The sequence below is a fragment of the Butyrivibrio sp. LC3010 genome (assembly GCF_000424385.1).
Lineage (GTDB): Bacteria > Bacillota > Clostridia > Lachnospirales > Lachnospiraceae > Butyrivibrio.
Window position 1 is genome coordinate 1 of the sequence record NZ_AUJU01000032.1, and the last position, 20760, is coordinate 20760.

The following is a 20760-nucleotide window of genomic DNA, read 5'->3' on the forward strand; positions in this document are numbered from 1 at the left end:
CAGGCAGAGAATCGTCATGAACTACAACCTTGATGGTGTGACCAAGGAAGAAGGCCGCAGCTATATCTCTGAAAAGCTCAAAGGTGCTGGCTGTAATCAGACCATCTTTGATGATGCAGCAATAGAAGCAATACTCAACGCAGCTGATGGAACTCCGCGTCTCATAAACAAGTACTGTAACGCCAGCCTCCTTATAGGTGACAGCGCCAAAGCTGATCTCATTACAACCGACATCGTCATGCAGGCAGTCAATGACTGCGAACTTGGTTAGGATTACATCCCTCACTCATTTAAAGTGCGTGAGGGATGATTTCATTTATATAATCAGAAAATCAGGTGTCAAACAATCTAACTGTACCCTTTGTCTGACACCCTATGCAGCCTCATTTAAAGTGAAGATTGAGGACTCATTTAATGTGCCGGACAACACTTGATGAGGCCTTGTAAACTATATCAGTTATAAAGCACTGACTATGCCTTACAAATAATCTTATCCTCATCATACATATCAAAAACAGACCCCTGAATCATATTCACGGATGTTGTAATGACCATGTATGTTGTGACGAGAATAAGTCTTTCCATAGCATCTAACTTTCTGAAAATTATTAGTTGTAAGTATAATTGACTGACAATTCACTGCCAATAATATTTTCAGACCTTTTACAGATTGTTAGCCAACTGTCCAAAATTCCATACCTTACTCGCACCTGATTTCTTCATAGTATTCCTTCAGAAATCCTTCCATGTATTCATGTCTCATTCTGGCAATTTCCTTAGCAGCCTCAGTATTCATCTCATCTTTGAGCAGAAGAAGCTTATCATAAAAATGCTGCACTGAATCATCAAGAGACCTTCCTGCTTTTCCTCCATAAGCAAAGGTTCTGGCAATTCCTATTGCGCCAATAGCATCAAGTCTGTCTGCATCCTGCACAATCTTGCCCTCAAGTGTTTCCGGAGTCTTTCCCTTGTTCTTACTGAAAGACACTGCGTTTATTATCTCGCAGATTTTTTCTGTAGACTCATCAGGCACACCATTCTCTTGTAAAAAGGATCTGGCATTGGCATTATTCTCTGTTTTGAAAAGCTTATGATCATCAACATCATGTAATAACGCAGCAAGAGCAGTTATTAAGGAATCAGCTTCAGGATATGATTCCGATATCAGCTGCACATTTTTGTATACTCGAAGTGTATGCTGTGCATCGTGCCCGTCTGAATTTCCTTCGAACAATTTCTTTATATATTGAATTGCTTTTTCAATTATTTCATTGTACATCACATCATCTCCACACTTTGACAATCGTTGAATCTGGCAAAGCTCTTAAGTGTCCGCTCCAGTGCTGCATTAAGCTCTTTCGTCTGACGGATTCCATCTTCCCACCAGAGTCCTTTGACTTTCAGAATCACTTATAGTCATCCACATCAAATTTTCTGTCTTTGAAATAATAATCCCTGTCATTTTCAGTGATTTCCCTGATTATTCTGCAAGGATTTCCTACAGCAATAACATTATCCGGCAGATCCTTCGTAACGACACTTAGCATCTTCATTATTTATTTTGCGAAGTTCCATTACTTTTCCACTATCTCCTACTTATTATTTCATTCCCATAACATCAACCATTCCGAGGAAGAGCAAATATACCACAAAACAAGCACCTACTATAAAAGGTATTCCTGTCACAATCCCCGGTATAAGTACTAATATCTTTTTTGTGCGACTCTTAATTCTGTAAGCTGATAACATGAAAAAGCAACTCGCTATCATCGGAATAAATCCTATCCCCAGTATTATCATATTTCTCTCAAATTCCGTGAAAGGAATCATTGCCTCCGGATTGCTTACAGTATTTCCACCTATAACTGCACTTGCACCAAAGAAAAGTACACAACATATTCCCAGAATGTAAATTGTAGTAGCAATCGTTTTCTTATTCATAGTTTTACTTACTCCCTTACCTTCATGATATATCCCTGAAGTTCAAGTTCTTTCCCGGAATCAGTAGTTACCTTCTCCAGTTCTTGTTCTGTAATTTCATATTCATCTTCAAACTTTTGAAGAAGTTTCATGCTACCAATATTGCGGATGTCTGCCTCATAGAAAAACTCCTTTTTTCCATACTCTATACGAGCGATATCAAGCGCCTTCTTCAATGCTATATACGCATATCCCTTGTTCCATTCTGTTTTTTTTATCCAAACACCGACTTCAGAGCAATCCTCTGAAAGCCCATGAATTTCGGAACTTCCTATTAACTCTCCATTCTCTGACAGTACAGAGAGAAGTATTGTTTCACCGCTCTCTGCCTCGTCAAGAAATCCCTGCAAAAGTTCTCTGGCATCATCAATACTCTCAAAAGGATCCGGCCACTGATATCTTGTGATGTCCTCATCGAATCCATCAAAGTAATCCTGAAGGTAATCCATACTAAATGATTCCACCCTTATCTTCTGCAGCAGTTCTTTTGCTCTTTTTAAAACCGGCACTTCCCTATTAGCAATTAGTCTTCCAAGGCTAGTGCATCTACAACTATCATATTCAGCAAGTGCTTCATCATACCTAAGTTTCAAAGTTGAAAGGTGGAAATCATCAATCTCATCCTTGGTAAGATGCTTATCCCCAAAAGATTTCACCTTACATAGATAATAGTTATTGACGTTATGCCTGTTAATTAGATTATAGTAATCGCTGACTACTCCAATCTTACATAAAACCTCAACATCAGCACCAAGTTCTTCTTTTAGCTCACGCCTGATAGCTGTATCTAAGTCTTCTCCGGTTTCTACTCCACCACCAGCCGTTTCTATAAGAGTTGCCTTACCAAAATCATCATCTCTGTTTGCTCTGACAAAATAAAAGCAGCCCTCATCATCCACTACTATTGCCCTGGCAATCATTCTGTCATGGTCAATTGTAGTGAGCGGCCACTCATTGTCTTCTAAATTCAATATCCAATCTTCCTGCACCATATTCCCTCCACCAAAACTATTTCTAATATATCAAAAAAAGACGCCGCTTAACAGCAATTACATTTACCTATCTCTTTATAACTGACGCAAGAAAAAAGAGCCGATTTAGCTCTTTTTCAGTATCTGTATTTTGCCAAGGATAGTTAGTGTTGCTTCAGAATTCATCTCAAGGTTGACGCTCTCCATGCCTCATCTTCGCGCAGCCGTATTATCCAAAAAACACAGAGTCAAGCCTTATCATTTGGATTTCCTTCGGTTGTGAGCTTTTTCCCTGTAATACTTCTCTTTATCCAGGTACATTTCTTCATCAGCTTCTTTATAAAGCTCCTTTAGATTCCCAAAGGGAGCTGTTCTATGGGCTGCACCTAGCGCAAAAGAGATATTATTCTGTCTCTCATCTGCCCTAAGGGTTTCAATCAGTTCTGACAGCTCTCCATTGCTTTTATCTGCAAGTGCAACAAAAAACTCGTCGCCTCCAAGCCTGTATACGTTCCCGTCACCAAATACTGACGTAAGTATTTCTGCCCCTTTCTTAAGTAGCCTGTCCCCTTCAGCATGTCCCTTACTGTCATTAACCAGCTTAAGCCCATTCAGATCACACATGACGAAAGCAATATCCTTACATGCACTAAACCCACATTTCATCCCCATGTCAAAGGCCTGTCTGTTATACAGCCCCGTCAAAGAATCATGCTCACTAAGGCCCTGAATACGGATTGAATTAATCCAGCTGTTTATCCTTGTATGCTGATTGGTTGCGCTGACAAACACCACTATTAGAATTGCAGTAACTGCACTCACTATATCCATTTGGAAAAACCTGGGTTCTTTGAAGTGGTGTGACTGATTAAGAAAAAGAAGAACAGAAATGAGCGTAAACAAATCTGTCCGCCAGGGATGATCAGAGAATATAGCCGGCTCCATAATAAGCACCATGAAAAACAGTACCGCATTGGCTTCTGGAATCATCTTCGTACCAAGCAGGATTATGATGCTGTATATAACAAGGATTTTAAGGTACATCATCGCAATAAACATTTTTCTGTGATTATTAAAATCAGCAAAATGCTCCAGTGCAGTAAAACCGATCATAAGAATCAGCCCCGGCACATAGATGCGTATATTATCATGCCCCATGAGGTAGCTCAAATCCCCGCCTTTTGCAAGCAAAGTAACGATCGCACCTGCAAGCATGGCAATGAAAAACAATCCAGAGATCCAGAGAATCCTGTAGTTGTATTTAAAACGCATGTCTTCAATTTCCGCCAGTTCTTCAGGATGATAAGTACCATATATGATAAATGACCAGTATCTTTTCAGATTCATCAAAACGCCTCGTGATGTACTATAGATAAAAGTTTTAAATATAATCGAAAGCAAGAATAAGAATCCTGCCCTGCTATGCATTGACCATGCTTTCCATATACTTTACAAAGTCTGCAGGCGGAAGAGGTTTAGAGAAGAAATACCCCTGCTCATAGTCACACCCCATTTCAGCCATTTTGTCTTTCATCTCTTCTGTTTCAATGCCTTCTACAACAATTTCCATATTTGAGTGCTGGAACAGCCTGATCAGGTCAGGAAGAAAACCTGCTTTTCCTGCAAAGAAGGATCTTGTAAATGTCATATCCACCTTTACTACATGTATTGGCAGCGTCATAAGGCTTGATATATTGGAAGCTCCCGTACCGAAATCATCCAGCGAAAGCTCCGCTCCCATCGCCTGAAGTCCTGTTATCTGCATCTGGATCATGTCGTAGTCATCAATAAGGGATTCTGTAATCTCAAAGGCAAACATGCTCATAGGGATATTGTGCTTTGCCGCAATACTCGCCAGCTCCTGTGAAAGGCTGTTACTCATGCACTGAATGGGCGACAGATTAACATTTATAAATTCGATACCCAGCTCTTTCGGATCTATCCTCTCAAGGAAAATGCAGATTTTTTCAAATATCTGCCTGCCTATTTCCATAATGTCGCCGTTTTTCTCGGCTACATGTATGAAATCAAGAGGCGGGATAAAGCCCATCTTTGAATCATTAAGCCTTGCCAGCGCCTCAGCCCCCAGGACTTTGCCTTCCTTGTTTGAATAAATAGGCTGGAAATAGACTTCAAATCTGTTATCAGCGATAGCATCCTTTACTGCTCTCTCTATTGATTTCTGATTCTTTACGCCTTTGATCATCTCATCTGAGAAGACATAGATACCACGCCTGTTTTCATTGTACGAATTGGCTACTGCATATCTTGCAAGATCTCCAGCAACTAAACCATCTGTATCAATCACTGAATCCGGTATCAGCATTGCTGATATTTTCATCTGCACGATGCCGTAATACGATCTTTGAAGAGCCTCATACTTTTCTTTCCACTCCTCCATCATTTTCCCAGGATCTTCATTTAGATGGCCCTTTATGAGCAGGATGAAATTGCCGTTCCTCGTATAAAAAGCACTGTATTTCGGGTAGCTGCTAACAAGCCATGAAGCTATGGCCTTAAGGCCGTCATTCACCTGGCTGATTCCATAAACTGATTTAGATTCTTCATAGTTGTGGATTGCCATTGTCAAGAGGCTGAAAGGGACTTTTCTTTCCCAGTAGTCAAGACCTATCAGATCAAGAGCATCCTTGTTCAGAAGCCTTGTCCTGTTGTCCCTGTAGAGATCCGGATTCTCTGAAGTCAGGTATATGATGATGATACAAAGGATACTGAAATAGCTTGTAACAAGCATATGATAGAACTGCTTTCTTATTATGATGCCTAATAAAAGAAGCAGATTAAATGAAAGCAGTCCCGCTTTCATTCGTCTTGAGAGCTTTGCCCAGTTAAATATTACAATTATCAGAGAAATAATGATGTAGAAATATGTACTGAAATAGATAGTCTTATAAAGAGAACAGTTGTGATAGCCATCCTCTGCAATCGTATAGATAGCCGATGTCCATGGAGTTGAAAGAATCAGCAGTACTGCCACCGAAGCTGGCAGCGCAGTCACGATCCTGAAAATCCAATTATCTTTATGGCTGTGGGATGACTCCGCCGTATAAGCAAAAAGTGCCCAGCCTCTGACAATAAATCCAAGGAAATAAGCGTGATTGATAGCATACATCACCCAAAGTGGGTATTCATACCATATCTCATTCATCTCACAGGAGATGATATCCGCAGTAGTCATGACAAGATTGGCAAACATGACAAGCCAGAAACAGGAACTCTGCCTGATCGGCAGATTCCTTCTGACTCCATAAAACAAAAGAAGGATTACCTGAATAGGGATTGCTGCTATTGCAAAGTCATAGTTGAAAGGGCTGATCCAGTTAAACATAAGGATTCTCCAATTGATTCAGTCAAACAGCTAACATACTACTCCTATTCTATTTTAATATGAACGCAATACCGATATCAAATTAAAGCTTTATAAAGCATCAACATGAATGTCTTTTCAATATTTGTATTGCTGCATTCATTGAAGCTCATGCAGTAGTTCGCCTGAACAAATATGGAGTTAAAAAGTTTAAAGCAATTACCAAGAACAGACCTATCGTTTCAAAAATCGAAGGAGACCTGTACTACTTTGACTGGCATGAGCTTCAGCTTGAAGAATACTTCAAGCGTTTTGGCCAAGATGCAATAGTAATTGAGCCTGCATCTCTTAAGGAGAAGATTAAGAAGTTCTATTATTATGGGCTTAGGGAATACAGTAAGTGAAACTATTTTAACTTAATATACTTCCATGTCCTTGCGTTTATTCACAGTTGGATTTGCAGCATTTACCCTTTCATAGCATGGGCAGGTCTCGTCATGATCATTGATTATTCCACATGCCTGTAGGTGGGAATATATCGTCACTTCGCCGACGTACTTAAAGCCCCTCTTTTTCAGGTCCTTACTTATCGTCTTGGAAAGTCCGTTACTTACGGGAATTTTCCCACCAAGCTTACTGTGACCACTGTAGAGTATTGTCTTATTACCTGAATATGCCCAGATATAATCGCAGAAACTACCAAACTCTTCCCTAACTTTCCGAAAACACTGTGCATTGTTTATGACAGCAGCTATCTTCCTGGGCGACTTTATCATATCCTCTGCATTAAGTATCCGATCTATGTCTGCATCAGTGTACTCAGCAATCTTGTCATAATCGAAGCCATCAAAACAAGATCTGAAGACCTCTCGCTTTTTCAGCATAAGGTCCCAGGATAATCCACATTGCATGCATTCCAGCATCAGGTGCTCAAACATCTTTTTATCATCATGAACAGGAACGCCCCACTCATTATCATGATAAATCTTATTTCTTTCATTAACGTCCGCCCATCCGCAAAAGCCCATAGCATAATCCTCATAAAATATCTGTTTTTCATCTATCAATCACACAAAAATGATGCCACCCCTATATCATACACATGGACAGTCTTCCCGAACCTGTCAACTTCAACAGGAACAATCTCTCCTCTTTCAACCTGCAGTGCCCCTTCAATGAGCTTTGGCACAATAGAATAATCCACCGGGAGTGTTCCATGATTGGCATAGATCCCTTTTATGTCATCCTTGTATTTATCAAGTCTCCTGAGACTATGGATATATGCACTTAAATCCCTCATCTCACCAAACATGAAGATATGTCCATCTTGTATGGGATCTCCACTAAAAAGCATTCCGCTGTTTTTATCCAAAAGAGCTGTACTTCCCGGAGTATGTCCCGGGAGCGCTATTACCAGCAGCTCACGTTCTCCAAGATCAATTACATCTCCGTCATATACGGGAACAATCTTCTGTGAAGGATGCGGTAACTTATAGTTAACAAGCTCAGCAGGATTAATCATCACTTCATCAAACTCTTCATTACTACCAACATGATCTACATCCGTATGTGTATTAAAAAGCCTGACAGGAAGATCAGTCAGCTCCTTTACAAGCTCTTTTGCATTATGCGTCTGCATCCCACTGTCAATCAGCAGAGCTTCCTTCTTACCCATCAAAAGAAAAAATCTCACTCCACCTTCGTCGTACTGATATGTACTCTCATCAATCTTTTCCCAACTCATCTTTATCCCCTTACTTTTCTACCCAGGTTACCGGATTACCTTTTCTCTCAAGCGGTTCCCTGATTGGCTCTCCTGCCTCAGAATATCCCAATATCAGGCCTCCGGTTATCGTTTCATCTTCCCTAATAAATCCATAAACCATCATGATAGCCGCACCAAAAATCGGAGTCTCAGGACCGGCACTGACAAAATAGTAGTAATAATACGTGTAGAGAATCATTCCAGCGGCAGTCGATACAACAAGCATCAGAGATGAAATGCAATACTCTTTCATTCCTTTTGCAATAAGCATATTTATAACTCCAAGTACCACAATTATGATCAGTAAATACCTGCTGATCAGTGTTCCTCTTACCTTATCTACAATGAAGAACATAATAAGCGGTATCAGATCCAGGAATTTCAAATATCTCATACTTTCCCCTCAGCACCCTTTTCTTCCGCTTTTATGGTCTTCTATAGAGCAGGCATCAGGTGTTCCATATTCAATAAGGCCTACAACCGCTGGATCAAGCGTTATGCTACCATCTTCAAGAACAAAGGCCGGTATACCAACATCGCCAATTTCCTTAGAATGATCAAATGCCGGATTGGTATCACGAAGCCTTGTAAAAGCTCCCATGTTTCTGATATTCTCACCGATGTTTATATACTCAAATTCATTTTCTCGTCCAACTATCTGCTCATGAATATAATCGCAGTAAGGACATGTAGGCATTCCGTATATCTTAACCATATAATTTTCCTCCTCTGTCACCACTTAGACATAATCAGTTTCCTGTCACGACAAACTCTCCACCTTCGGCAGCTTGCCGGTCCACCCCATATATGTTGCCCAGTCTCGGAGCTCTTTTCTCTCATCGGGATCTCCGTGCTTTAAGTTCTGCAAAAAGTCTATGAATCCTCCCATGCCGCCAACATCATTCATGACGCACATTCCATCGAGCGAGGCGCAGGTAGGTCTCTTGTCGTAAAAGACCTTTGCCATCTTCTGGGCATACTCATAATCCAGGGGCTGATTGTTCATATCGTAAGCTGTTGTATCTTCCAAAAATCTCATAGAGCTCATTGGTACTAAGCTCATCAAAGTACTTCACTATTAATTCCATACGTAACTCCCCTTCTTCCAACTCCCTTAATTATATGCAAAAAAGGACTCTGGCGCTATATGAGTCGTCAGAGTCTATCTATGGTAAATCCCACTAATGTGTCAGGGTTATTGGAGGGAGGAAGGCTACGAACATTCTGGCGCAGCCTTTATACCATAGAATTTTGTGAATTTGCACATTCTACAACCGCAGCCAATGTGTCCCTTAGAATATGCTCCATCCACTCTAAACCAATCAAGACCATAAACATCATGGCTTAAATGCTTTTTACGAGCAATGGCCCTATTTCTCATATCTCGTCTGTAAGCTCTGTTTCTTGCCATATTCAGTTTCACCACCTTTGATAAATATTTACCATCCCTGCAAGGAGTATCAAAGGTAACTAGCCTCCTTACAGGTTAGGCATACTTCCCTGAAAACACGGATAACTATGGGTATCTGTTATGGGTGTAACGGGTGTAAGTTGGGTGTATGGGTGGGTGTAAGAATTTTGTTTCTCACCCGCGGACATCAAACCTAGGATAACACCTATTGTTAAAACTATTAGAAAAGGTAGCTATGGTCTTTTACCACAACTACCTTTGTATACGTACACACATCATTTCATAGAATGAAAAAATCAAACCAACGTCGGAAGCTTACACTTATCCATTTTAACTTCATTATTCTCAAGAACGTAGCAGGACGCATAATAGTCCCAATCATCCACATTTGATTTCAAACACAATCCTTCTCCTTCATAATCATGTGTTGAAATACCCAAAAAGCAGAACAAACCTTGCTCCGTTTCTCCGCAACTAAAAACCATATTGTCTTTATATGCGGCTGCAAAATCTTCTCCTATTGCTTTCAGACATGCCTTAAATCCAATTTTTTCTCTATCCATAGCTGCCTCCTAATTAAACAACTCCTCAAACGGGTCAGCATAAAACTTCATCATATTGCCAGTATACCATGAGATTATCACGCTTGATTTCTGTCCTATCCGTCTTAGAAATTCACGATCTTCTCTTGAAGCAGTAAGCTCTATATCCGGATGCGAATGAGCTATAAGTTCATATTTCCCCTGAAGTAATAGTGCTTCCAGATCTTCATCAAAATTTACCTTTGAATGCTCTCCATGGATTAAAATATCATTCTTCTTTCCACGGAGCAGAGCAAATTCATGATCTTCATGAGCCGACAGATATGCCAAATCCTCAATCTCTATGCTGTCTCTCGGAAAAGATGCAAAACTATCTGTAACCGGTGCTCTATTTAGCAAATTCTGTCTATGGGCATTTAATCCTGCCTCCCCCAGCCTCAGCGAATTAAGAGCAACCTGGGTTGACTTTGCGGAATTGATTGCCCCTGACAACATCAAATAATCATCTTCCACCTTTTACCTACTCCTCATTATACCATATCAAAACTATCGTTCTTGAAAACAAACTCTGCGTTCTATAACTCTAGTGATTTCTCATAACTTCACTACATCAAGATTATACGACATTTTTTATTAAATGAGTCTTAATTTTCAACAATCGGATGACATGTCGCGTCAAAGCCTAGGATAAGGAAAGGCGATGAACCCACAGGTTCTCTCCTCCCCGCGGGTCTCGCCGGGCCGCTCCCATTACGTTTAGTTGTGGCTGAGCGGAAGTCTCATTATCCCTGTACTTATCTTTGCCATACCGGTGCTACCGGCATTCCAGAGGGGCTATCTCGCTAAAGGCGTACCCTTGCGGCTCCACAGTACAGGACTGTACCTGATGAATGACTATTCAGTTTTCAATGTCCGACGAAAGGATTATTTACTCCTTCACTTATTCCCACTGGGAGAGATCATTCCACAACCTCCAAAATGATATTTTTTTTAAAGTTTTTCTTAAGCTATTTCTTCTATATAGATTAATACAAAAACAGCAGACCACAAAAACTCATGATCTGCTGTAATAAACTCTTTACAATATGCCTATTATTCAATTTCCGGAGTTATCCATTTTTTAGTTTGTCAGACGTTTGAAACATGGTTCCATCTTTCGCTCGTATTCCTCTTGGAGTTTCTTTTCTTCTTCCAAGCGTTTTTGGCGTTCAGCCTCGCGCTTTTCCTGCTCCATGATACGTCTGTCGTGTTCACGATCCTGCTTATTTCTGAATTCATAATATGCTTTATCATATAAAGTATCTAAACTATCTCTGTGAAACAATAGGTTATTATTCTCATCAAAAGAATAGTCACTGAGCCTTCCTTCTGTAACAATTGTTTCACACCACAGCCCCTCTATATCCTGATCGTAAAAGGCTGCTTCCAGGCGAGCATCTTTATAATCAATACCATCTATCGACAAAAACAAACAATAACCCTGTCTGCTTTCAATTTTCATCATCCATTCCGGAAACTGACCTCCGGAGCCACAATTCATGATATCAGCAATATAATAAATCTTGATATCCTGTGTATTCATATCAAGAATATCAAGCTTTTCATCTGTGATGTTTGCCCTGTCATGGAAGTAGCTGATTGCAAGCTTATGGAGCTTTGATACAAAAGAAAACTCATACTTCCTGTCAGTGCTGTCATCAACTGCATTTATAGGCACTCTGGTGTCTATGTCCCCGGTTTTAAGTTTATCATCGAGCCAGCATTTCAATACTATCTTTGACTCTATCGAAGTCTTGCCTTCAGTTACTGCCGTACACTCAAGCTCTGTATCAGAATCCTTTATCCTAAAATGCTGTTCCCTAAGATTTCTATCCCCGGCTACAAGTATAAGATTGGCACCACAACCGCAAGGACAGAACAGTTCTCCTTTTTTGCTCTTCTCACGAAGCCAATTTAGTTTCTCCGGGATATTGATCTGCTTATCACCAATGACAGTATATATGGACTCAATTCCTATAGATTTTCCGTTATATATAGCCTCCGTCCTCTGGGCCATTAAACTCTGCTCCTTATCTTACATAGTGTTTTGCATACCCGATTTCATCTATAACAGATAACGCTCTCCAGCTGTTGATATGTTTTACCTTCTTCCAGCTTAAACGGATGCTGCTTATTATCTGTTATATCACGCACGACTTTATGGAGATCATTGTAGCCGTTCATGGTATCGATGACGCATACTTTTTCATTCCCTACAACTATATAACCAGTTGCTTCATGTGCCTCATCCATAAGATAAAGATAAGGCCGTAATTGCTTTATGAATAATTCTTTGCCCATCTCTTTCTCCTACCTTGTCAAAAATACAAACACACACATGCTTATCGCCTGCTTCAGTTTCTTCCGCAGCATTTCTTAAACTTTTTACCGGAACCGCAAGGACATGGATCATTGGGATATACCTTCTTGGTCGTCTTCTCAACAGGGCCATTCATACCCATAGGCATGTTCATAACCGGCATTTCAACTGACTCTCCATCAACGTCAACACCAAATCCCATCTCCCTGATATGCGGAGCTGCCTCAGCAAGCATCTTAGCTGCATGACTGCTTCCTGGAATTATGGTTGGCATCTGTCCCGGCTTAAGAACCGGCCTTGGCATATCACTTGGTGCATATCCCCTGTTAATGAGCATATTGGTTCCATTTGTCAGCGGCATGTACAGACTAACAATCTTATTCACCTGCTGATCATTTGCAAATTCGAACTGATCCCAGAACCATTGCATGGTATCGTGTGGATTATCATCCTGCCATGAGATCCTGTCCCAAAGCTCATACAAAAGATCAATCGCATCATCTCGCTCCATCTTCATATCTTTCACAAGAAATGCCAGCATATCCTTATACACCTTGTGAGATAAAAGAGCTCCCGTAAAGAACAACTCCTCAACTTCTGCAGGAGTAGGAAAATAATAATCTTTATCCGCCTGTGCTCTACGTAACCTGTCCAAAGAATCCATATGACCGATAAAGAGCCTCTCAATAAGCACATTTTCTATCTTGACTGACTTAAGCAGATCATCTGGGATACGCTTATATATCACATCAAGTTCCTCTGCATCCATATGCATTCCTTTTTTCTTGTTAACTACTTTCAGAAAAACATCTACCGGTGTGTATGCGTACATGGTTTCCGCCCATCTAAGGCACATCCATACCCAGGCAGCTCTTGCTCTGTACTTATTAAATTCCTCACCAGCAATCTCTTTTGTATAGATCTCCCACACATCTGTAAGCGTTGAGAAATAATGGTCTTCATCGAAGTATGCCAGTTCCATCTCGTTTAATGTGCAAGCCATATCAAACACTGGCTCATCCGGTTTTACCTCAATGACCTTTCCATATGCTTTTTCCAAAAGAAGCAAGGATGCTTCATCCAGAATCGCCAACCGGTTAAAAAGACTCTCCTTTGAAAGAAAGTTCTCTGCGATCTTTTCAATAAGATCTGCCTTTTTGAGCTGAGATGTTTTCCCAATATAAAGATCTCTGGCAAAGATTTTAAGCGACTCCTTGTCATACATATCCATCTTGTCTCTAAACTCAAGCAAATTCGACATATCCGCACCCTCCAACTACGCTAAATCCCCATGCATTCAACTTACTCTATTATATGCAAAAAAGCACTTCCATGCTATATGAGTCATGAAAGTGCATCTATGTTAAATCCCCTTTTATAAGCGGGTTGATGTTGGGAGGAAGGCCATCAACAATTTGGGATGACCTTTGTGTGTTATGAAAGTTTCTATCGGTACTTTATTCTTTTCGTAAACACCAGAATCTCAGCAATTCTGGATATATCCCTTGGCTCTGCTTTTCTTATCACGTTTTTCATATTCATCTTCATCTCGATTGTTCTGCGTTTTTCTCCCAAATTTTTGTTTTTATCTTCCGAGATAATTTACATCACTCGTCCCATAAGTCTGATATATGAACTACATTGTCTTGTGTCCCCTCAATATATCTAAGATCTGCCTGTTCTACATAGTTTTGAGCATATTCTTCACGCTCTTCTTTGGTAATGGGTATCTTTTCACCCTCCGACTTGATCCAAAAGAAATCTGATTTTGTTGAATCTTTTTCATTTTGTATAGCATATCCCTCTTCCCATGATGTTTCAGTTACACGGACATTATCCTCTTTAATGTCATTTTCACTTTTATCTGTATTCGGAACATTTTCAGAAGATGTAAGTTGATCATCAGAACTTTCATCTTCTGAGTATGTGTAATATTTACTAGAGGAATCGCTTGATTGCTGACTGTTCTTTTCTTCAAAAGAGCAGGCTGACAATAACACAGCACATAGAACGCAATTTAGAACAACAATTCTTTTTCTCATACCTATCCCCATACACTTCTTTATTTGTAATACCGCAATATTCCGAGATAAAAGGCTATGCCCTGATCTCGACAAACCAGAATTCTATCGCTCAATAACAGGTATCATATATCATCTTTTTCTGAAATGAAGAAAAGAAAGTATCCCGATGGGGAAAAAGTACACACACCACGCAACAAGAGCGAACCTTCCGCCGAGGCCATCGCCGCCAGACGACATCTTTGAGAATATTCCCGTCATTGGCATAAACGTGCAGCTGAAGTAGAACACTCCATGTATCATCATAAGTGCCTTGAGCCACTTGTCCGCTTTGTTCTCTGCTTTTATCGAAAGCCCTGTGAAGAAAGTCGAAAGAGCCATCATACCGTAGCCGAGCAGGTCGTAGTTAAAGATAAGCCCGAACTTGCCGAATTCTAACAGATTTGCCGCCTGTTCGGTCAGTTGTTCGTTGTTTACCGTTGTCAGTTGTGCAAAGTAAACAAGCATAATAAAAGTGCCGTATATCGCCGCAAGAATTAAACCAGTATTTGCAGCGACTTTGCGGTCATTTTCACATTCATTGTGAAGACCTGCCGTCATCACAATGAACCCAAGCGGCAGGATAAGGCACACAAAGTAGTATCCCATAGGATAGTTGATTATCAAAAACAGTGCAAACAGAAAAACTGTCACCGTCACTATCCACGAGCCCAATTTTGCTATTGTTTTGTTCAGATCCATTTACTCTTTCTCCTAAACTTCGATTTGCGCCTTAGCACGATATTTAGAAAGTTATAAATCCAATCCAGCTTTATGCGCCTGGATATGCTGTAGCTTTCTTGGGATGTTATAAAGCTTCCCATCCTTAATCAGTTTTGCTCCTGTCTGGTGATAATAAAATGAGATTCCGTTCTCTTTACACTGTAACCATACCTTCTCTACCCATTTATAATCGCAGACCCTTGCATTTGCTCCTGACTCTCCACCTACGGAAACCTCCTCGATGAGCGGTCGCCCATCGGAAGTCCTGTATTTTTCGATATATGGACTCAAATCCACCTCAGTCAGCATAGGTTCTATCATCACGGCATGATGGAACAATGGAAGATCCAGATAAACCGGAAGTCTCTTATCCAGCATATCCTGATTCTCACAGGTAACGGCTATCGTAACATGCTCCCATCCGTTCCCCCATCCTGCAGGGAGATGATCTGCAATACGCTCAGGTCTTTTAGTAATCATAAAGAATGTACAATCTGAACGCTCATTCATCATTTCCCAGGCATCTTTTCTCCATCCATCTGCATCGGGATGAAAGAAATCTGAAGAAAAACATGTATAAATGTGTGACCCGCATGGAACCTTATACATGCCCTTATACTGTCCTGACCTTAGTTTTCGTATTGGGAGATTAAAGTTATCTGTCTTATGAAGGACTGTAGGGTCCTTTCCTATGGACTCATCTCTCCGGTAAACATAACAATGTAGGCACCCTGTACTTGCTCTGGTGCATCCATGCCACAGATTCCAGTTAAGTGCCAGCGGAGGCCGTGGATCATTGTGTTTTTCCTCAAAAAACGATAATTGCTCCATCATGAAAACCATCCAGTTAGATATGAATCACTCCCACTATCCCAAAGTCACAGCCCAAATGCAAAGATTTTCATCGTAACTATTCCTTCTTTCACTCCGCAGGCCAAACATCGCCTATATTAAGCCCTCTATCTATAAGCCATGCATCCTCTACAGATACAGACTTTGTCTGGCTCTCTTCGTTTTCAAGTGTTACTGAGACCTTTGGCTTTTCTCCTGGCGCGAGCTCCTCGCAGCCAAAGTCCCCATCAAAAAATTGCTTTATCTTCCACATGAATTTCTGCCTCACTTCTTTTTCTTGGGCTCAGGAAGCTCATCATACATTGCTTCCAAAAGATCTCTAAGAAACTCCTTATTATCAACATCATCAACAAGCAGCATCTTTTTTGCCCCTTCGTAAGGAAGCTCTAGATCCGCATCTGGCATCTTATCTACAGCTGCCTTAATGTTCTTTACAAGAAAACGGTCATCATAGATTCCGCCAACAATCTTGCCGCGATAATAGATGATGTATTCGCCCATCATAGCTTTATATGTTATTTCATCCAGCTCAGAGAGCTGTTCTAATATGAAATCCAGGTACTCTTTAGTTGATGCCATAGGTTCGTTCTTTTCCTTTTTTGAAATCAATTCTTAATAAAGCTTTTCACTGTAATTGTTGCCACCATTATATTTGCAATTCTGCCCCAACAAGCAGGCACTGACCATTATTTTCATCTGTTAGCTCCAAGACTCATATTGTCTGACTCTAGTCCAAAATCGGCTCTTTTTTCAAAATACTTATCTTCTACTATATCTGTTTTTATAAAAGAAAAAAAGCCACCTGACGGTATTTTATCCGCCAGATGGTTCTCAAATTCATATATGTTTTAGACCAATTCCAGTCTGTCTATTACAAAGCATCCTATGGCTGTTACGGTCATTACTGCTATTACTAGTAATACTACGCATGACAACGCCACCTTTTATTGTAACATTCCTGTTTAGCGGTCCAATCGATATAGCCTTCAAAACAACATCCTGACAGACCCTAGCTGCGGCAAGTTCTCTTGTCAGGCCATCTTCCATGTACATATCTATCATTTCATTTATATCCAATTTACATTACCTCCTCATCCAGGGCTTTGGAAATCATTTTGCTTTTAGGGAATTTTTCGGCATACTCCTGGATCCGCCATATTTCAAGGTCCCCAATTATTCCCCTATAATTTAACAGAATCTCTTTATAGATGTCATAAGGCATAGAATTCTTATTCCGAAGAAGTTCGATGAGCATGCGTTCTTTATCATATACTCTTATAACAGCTCCATTCTTTTCTATTTCCTGTACTCCAAGTGGTAAAGCCTTAGTGATCCCAACGGGACTCGAACCCGGTATCTCTGGCGTGAAAGGCCAGCGTCCTGAACCATTAGACTATGGGACCATGTGCAGGCACTTTAACGCCTGCAATCTATATTCAGTTCATGCGCTTATTGAATAAAACCATTCCCCTTCGACTACGATAATGTCATCCATAGCAACACCTAAAACAGCTGCTAATACGACTAAATTGTCCAGTGTTGGCATGGCAGTTCCGTGCTGCCACTTGTAAATCGCCTGTGGAGTAGCAAAACCGAACACATCCTGTAAATCCCTCACAGACATACCGGCTGCCACTCTTAAATCTGTAATTCTCTGTCCCGTAGCGACCATGTTGATCGCTGGAATATTCTGTGTCATTTTTGACTCCTTTCTGGCCTAAGCCAAGTACACGAGGTGGGGTGCTGCACATCCAGGGGATGTGCGCTTAGCACCGACCGAAGTGGAACGTAGATCGAACCCAGATACCCTTTCAGGATGGCGGTTTTTCCCCTTCGGGGACTAGCTTCGCGTCGCTCCCTTGCTGTACCAACCACGCCAACTCTACATATTTTTAGGCAAAAGAAAAACCGCTTGCCTTTTTCATCTAAGGTAAGCGGTACTCAAACATGTTTATCTATAAGCTTCTGATCCGGTCTCTATACTATCCGGTTCTTTGCCAAAACAACATTTTCTCGCATTTGCCTATCCTTAAATGAGCGCATGAAATTAAACATCCACTCTGATTTGCTCTGGAGTGATGATTCATAACTTTCGCTATAGAGGCAATAATTGCGATTCATTGTTGTCATGTCTCTTTCTTTTCCTTTCCGGGAGATCTTATCTGCTCCGCTTATCTCTTTCTATATCGTATAGTAACACCGGCAACTTTAGTTGTCATTATATTTGTAGTATAAAATAATCAGCCCCCAAAGCGATATTCCTTTTCTTCCTTCTCATTTGGAGTTAGTCCAAAAGCCTCTATTATCTTATCAGCAACCTGCTCAGGTGAAAGATTTGTATTGTCAACCTTAAGATGGTTTGTAAACCACACCTCACCCTCATACGAATTTAGCCTGTGATTCTTATTGTCATCTAAAAGATTAGTTCTGCTCCATTCCACATTCTTCTTCGAAGCTTTTTTCTCCATTCTATATGGAGTCTCGTTGCGAGCAAGCCTGGTCTCAAGATCCGCACTGAGCTCCGCAAAGTAGAAGTCCCCACCGCTCTTTGTAAATAAGTCATGTAGACTTGTAAGATAATCTCTTTCCTCCTGCAATTCGAATGCTGTAACGTATGTAAAGATAAGGTCAACATCATACTTTATAGCCAATTCGAATACCTTTTCACGAAAGAAAGCGTTGAATTCCTTCTGCGCAGGCGTCGCAAACCCGAATATCTTGTCAGAAATCTCGATACTGTCATGATTGATCATCAGATTGTATTTCAATTTATCCCTAAGGCTCTCTGCCACCACCATCTTGCCAACAGCCTGAGGGCCGCACACTACTATAAGATTTGCCATTCTTACCACCACCCTTAGTTATAATCTCTCAAAACATCAAGTCCAAGCAACAATGCTTTCTCATGGGACCCTGTACCAAATGACCTGGCATCATACTCATGCACATTAGCCAATGAATCAGCAGTGAACAGGAACTGTCCAAACTTCGCTCCACGTTTCCTGCAGCATGCTGCAAGGGCTGCACATTCCATTTCCACCACAGAACAGCCTTCCTCAAGGCGGTATCTCACCATATCCTTGGTCTCTCTGAAAAAGCCATCTGTTGTCCAGGTTGTACAGGTTACAAACGGAAGATCATGTTTATTAAATGAGCTTTCGATAGCTGCTATCGGTTCCTGATCAAGTTCAATATATCTGGATGCTGGAAGATAGTGATATGAAGTACCTTCAGCTCTCAACGCCTTTACCGGAACAATAAAAGCATCCTCCGGAAGATCCGCAAGAACTCCGCAAGAACCAACTGCAATTATCTTCGTACATCCACAGTTAACAAGTGTATCAAGAACCTGCGTTGCTGATGCCGAGCCTATAGGTGACTGCACCAGACATATATCTTCTTTTTCCTCATGTAGCACATATATCTTTATATTGTGAGAGACTGTAATAAGCTCTTCTACCATAGCTGCATTATTCTCTTTGGCGTATTTATGGACTACATCTCCAAGGAATGCAAATAAACACTTCTCCGGCAATCTCTCAGCTGTCCAGTCATGATCAGGAGCTATAACTTCCGATGAACTGTCATCATATTCCAATAATGGTATTTCATTTTGTATTATCATAGAAACCTCCGATCTTCGTGTTTAAATCACAGAAACAAAATCATATTAACTTCATCAATGTATGTTCCGTCCTTCAGTTTGAATGCCTTTGGAGTTCTTCCGAATTCTTGAAATCCCATCTTTTTATATAAAGCAATCGCTCTATCATTGTCCGCATAGGCTCCAAGTTCCATCTGTTCAAACCCAATTTCCCTAGCTTTGTCTATAGCCTTCTGCATGAGTATTGTTCCAAGCCCACCGTTACAATATGCCTGTTCAAGGGCAATTGCAAAATCACACCTGTGCCTGAGCTTGAGATGATTTCTGTGACGGCTTATAGAACAGTTACCTACAGCTCTTTCCCCATCAAATACGGTAAACCAGGCAGAATCCTCAGCCTCCAGATTATTCCTGATTATCTCTTTTTCTCTTTCGAGTTCAATATTTATTTCTTCAGGATATCTTACAAGATAATGCGTTTCTTCTGCTGTCTGCTTTATGTAGTCCAGCATGGTAACAGCATCTTTTTCCTCTGCAGATCTTAGGACAAGTGTTCTTCCATCATTAAGCGTTAACATTTCTTCTGCAATTTTCATAGTGTTCTCCTCCTGAATGTAAAAAAATAGACCTTATCAAAACTATTTTAGCTTGATAAGGTCTTAATACACTTGTTTAATGAATCAAAAAGTTTACAGATTCATCATATAGCACGGCCTCATCTCGCATGGTAATCTAAGCCCCTGAATATTTTCCACGGACATATAATTGACCACCATTCTATTGACGAGACGTGTATTTGTCATATAACTGGCATTCCTCCAAGATTATTAGTTGTAAGTATAGACATAGCCCTGTTAGCTGTCAATAACTTTTTGCCCCTCTTTAAATCTCTTTATCACTTCAGCTTTGCGCCATCCTTAAAAGCATCGCCCACCTTTTCTCCAACTCCGTAATATCCATGATGATTAATACCACATTCCCCATATACCGAATTAAATTCTTTTCATTCTTTGTTTTTTCGTCATATATTTCCATCGTAATTGACCCCATAACTAAAAATCCTGACGATAGCACAAAGACCGCCACCATCACTATGGTCGTTACTATCTCGGCAATTAAATTTACATCCATTCATTTCCTCCATAAGCTTTATCCCAAATATCTATAT

At 40.5% G+C, this 20760-nt stretch carries 27 protein-coding genes, 1 tRNA gene and 4 pseudogenes; 1 reads left to right on the forward strand and 31 read right to left on the reverse strand.

What is annotated here, in order from left to right; translation table 11 throughout:
• Positions 1-271, forward strand: a pseudogene (locus tag G622_RS0117170) (ExeA family protein); the annotation flags it as partial.
• A gap of 429 nt (positions 272-700) precedes the next feature.
• On the opposite strand, the gene G622_RS0117180 reads toward G622_RS0117170, so the two are convergent.
• From G622_RS0117180 to G622_RS0117335, 31 genes and pseudogenes are all read right to left on the reverse strand, one after another.
• Complete coding sequence (locus G622_RS0117180; protein ID WP_026511721.1) at positions 701-1279, reverse strand: HD domain-containing protein; 579 nt, start codon at positions 1277-1279, stop codon at positions 701-703.
• A complete protein-coding gene (locus G622_RS26730; RefSeq protein WP_256374530.1) occupies positions 1279-1410 on the reverse strand; it encodes a hypothetical protein in 132 nt (43 codons plus the stop codon). The genes G622_RS0117180 and G622_RS26730 overlap by 1 nt, the downstream gene beginning before the upstream one ends.
• Positions 1407-1541: pseudogene (locus tag G622_RS25955) on the reverse strand (sugar O-acetyltransferase); the annotation flags it as partial. The gene G622_RS26730 and the pseudogene G622_RS25955, both read right to left, overlap by 4 nt.
• Before the next feature lie 58 nt (positions 1542-1599).
• Complete coding sequence (locus G622_RS0117195) at positions 1600-1941, reverse strand: hypothetical protein (RefSeq protein ID WP_026511722.1); 342 nt, start codon at positions 1939-1941, stop codon at positions 1600-1602.
• A gap of 8 nt (positions 1942-1949) precedes the next feature.
• Positions 1950-2972, reverse strand: coding sequence for a GNAT family N-acetyltransferase (locus G622_RS25455; protein WP_081675386.1), 1023 nt, complete (start codon positions 2970-2972; stop codon positions 1950-1952).
• 237 nt (positions 2973-3209) lie between these two features.
• The gene (locus tag G622_RS24885) at positions 3210-4298 is read right to left on the reverse strand and encodes a GGDEF domain-containing protein (RefSeq protein WP_026511723.1); all 1089 of its coding nucleotides are present in this window, start codon (positions 4296-4298) and stop codon (positions 3210-3212) included.
• Positions 4299-4371: 73 nt separating this feature from the next.
• A complete protein-coding gene (locus tag G622_RS23460) occupies positions 4372-6297 on the reverse strand; it encodes an EAL domain-containing protein (protein WP_044957968.1) in 1926 nt (641 codons plus the stop codon).
• A gap of 395 nt (positions 6298-6692) precedes the next feature.
• On the reverse strand, positions 6693-7304 hold the full coding sequence (locus G622_RS0117215) for a DNA-3-methyladenine glycosylase I (RefSeq protein WP_026511724.1): 612 nt from the start codon (positions 7302-7304) through the stop codon (positions 6693-6695).
• Positions 7305-7339: 35 nt separating this feature from the next.
• On the reverse strand, positions 7340-8020 hold the full coding sequence (locus tag G622_RS0117220; protein WP_044957971.1) for an MBL fold metallo-hydrolase: 681 nt from the start codon (positions 8018-8020) through the stop codon (positions 7340-7342).
• Positions 8021-8030: 10 nt separating this feature from the next.
• Positions 8031-8435, reverse strand: a complete 405-nt coding sequence (locus G622_RS23465; protein WP_242833019.1) for a hypothetical protein — start codon at positions 8433-8435, stop codon at positions 8031-8033.
• Positions 8436-8444: 9 nt separating this feature from the next.
• On the reverse strand, positions 8445-8756 hold the full coding sequence (locus G622_RS0117230) for a hypothetical protein (RefSeq protein WP_026511726.1): 312 nt from the start codon (positions 8754-8756) through the stop codon (positions 8445-8447).
• A 45-nt stretch (positions 8757-8801) separates the two neighbouring features.
• Positions 8802-9104: an IS1096 element passenger TnpR family protein gene (locus G622_RS23470; RefSeq protein WP_155831541.1), complete on the reverse strand. Its 303-nt coding sequence runs from the start codon at positions 9102-9104 to the stop codon at positions 8802-8804.
• A gap of 150 nt (positions 9105-9254) precedes the next feature.
• Entirely contained in the window at positions 9255-9452 is a 198-nt protein-coding gene (locus tag G622_RS23475) for a hypothetical protein (protein ID WP_044915726.1), read from the reverse strand.
• A gap of 296 nt (positions 9453-9748) precedes the next feature.
• A complete protein-coding gene (locus G622_RS0117245) occupies positions 9749-10015 on the reverse strand; it encodes a hypothetical protein (RefSeq protein ID WP_026497025.1) in 267 nt (88 codons plus the stop codon).
• A gap of 9 nt (positions 10016-10024) precedes the next feature.
• Entirely contained in the window at positions 10025-10507 is a 483-nt protein-coding gene (locus G622_RS0117250) for a hypothetical protein (protein WP_026511727.1), read from the reverse strand.
• A 607-nt stretch (positions 10508-11114) separates the two neighbouring features.
• Positions 11115-12050: a hypothetical protein gene (locus G622_RS23480; RefSeq protein ID WP_044957977.1), complete on the reverse strand. Its 936-nt coding sequence runs from the start codon at positions 12048-12050 to the stop codon at positions 11115-11117.
• A gap of 44 nt (positions 12051-12094) precedes the next feature.
• Positions 12095-12334, reverse strand: coding sequence for a hypothetical protein (locus G622_RS0117260; RefSeq protein ID WP_026511728.1), 240 nt, complete (start codon positions 12332-12334; stop codon positions 12095-12097).
• A 53-nt stretch (positions 12335-12387) separates the two neighbouring features.
• Positions 12388-12462, reverse strand: a pseudogene (locus G622_RS27180) (SEC-C metal-binding domain-containing protein); the annotation flags it as partial.
• A 1498-nt stretch (positions 12463-13960) separates the two neighbouring features.
• On the reverse strand, positions 13961-14395 hold the full coding sequence (locus G622_RS0117275) for a hypothetical protein (protein ID WP_026511730.1): 435 nt from the start codon (positions 14393-14395) through the stop codon (positions 13961-13963).
• Between the two features lie 111 nt (positions 14396-14506).
• Positions 14507-15115 (reverse strand): hypothetical protein, encoded by a 609-nt coding sequence (locus tag G622_RS0117280; protein ID WP_044957973.1) that lies wholly within the window; start codon positions 15113-15115, stop codon positions 14507-14509.
• A 51-nt stretch (positions 15116-15166) separates the two neighbouring features.
• Positions 15167-15970, reverse strand: a complete 804-nt coding sequence (locus G622_RS0117285) for a DUF5131 family protein (protein WP_242833020.1) — start codon at positions 15968-15970, stop codon at positions 15167-15169.
• Positions 15971-16058: 88 nt separating this feature from the next.
• Positions 16059-16241 (reverse strand): hypothetical protein, encoded by a 183-nt coding sequence (locus G622_RS0117290; RefSeq protein ID WP_026511733.1) that lies wholly within the window; start codon positions 16239-16241, stop codon positions 16059-16061.
• Positions 16242-16252: 11 nt separating this feature from the next.
• Positions 16253-16567: a TfoX/Sxy family protein gene (locus G622_RS0117295; protein WP_026511734.1), complete on the reverse strand. Its 315-nt coding sequence runs from the start codon at positions 16565-16567 to the stop codon at positions 16253-16255.
• A gap of 39 nt (positions 16568-16606) precedes the next feature.
• Positions 16607-16684: pseudogene (locus G622_RS27080) on the reverse strand (DUF523 domain-containing protein); the annotation flags it as partial.
• Positions 16685-16825: 141 nt separating this feature from the next.
• Positions 16826-17065, reverse strand: a complete 240-nt coding sequence (locus tag G622_RS26230; RefSeq protein ID WP_026511735.1) for a hypothetical protein — start codon at positions 17063-17065, stop codon at positions 16826-16828.
• Between the two features lie 252 nt (positions 17066-17317).
• Positions 17318-17391: transfer RNA gene (locus tag G622_RS0117310), tRNA-Glu, on the reverse strand.
• Positions 17392-17429: 38 nt separating this feature from the next.
• Positions 17430-17687, reverse strand: coding sequence for a helix-turn-helix domain-containing protein (locus G622_RS0117315; protein WP_044957975.1), 258 nt, complete (start codon positions 17685-17687; stop codon positions 17430-17432).
• A gap of 541 nt (positions 17688-18228) precedes the next feature.
• Positions 18229-18831, reverse strand: a complete 603-nt coding sequence (locus G622_RS0117320) for an AAA family ATPase (RefSeq protein WP_026511737.1) — start codon at positions 18829-18831, stop codon at positions 18229-18231.
• A 14-nt stretch (positions 18832-18845) separates the two neighbouring features.
• Positions 18846-19613 carry a nucleoside phosphorylase gene (locus G622_RS0117325; RefSeq protein WP_026507492.1) on the reverse strand — a complete coding sequence of 256 codons (768 nt, stop codon included), beginning with the start codon at positions 19611-19613 and terminating at the stop codon, positions 18846-18848.
• Positions 19614-19639: 26 nt separating this feature from the next.
• Positions 19640-20188, reverse strand: coding sequence for a GNAT family N-acetyltransferase (locus G622_RS0117330; RefSeq protein ID WP_026511738.1), 549 nt, complete (start codon positions 20186-20188; stop codon positions 19640-19642).
• A 304-nt stretch (positions 20189-20492) separates the two neighbouring features.
• Entirely contained in the window at positions 20493-20723 is a 231-nt protein-coding gene (locus G622_RS0117335; RefSeq protein WP_026511739.1) for a hypothetical protein, read from the reverse strand.
• Positions 20724-20760: the final 37 nt, after the last annotated feature.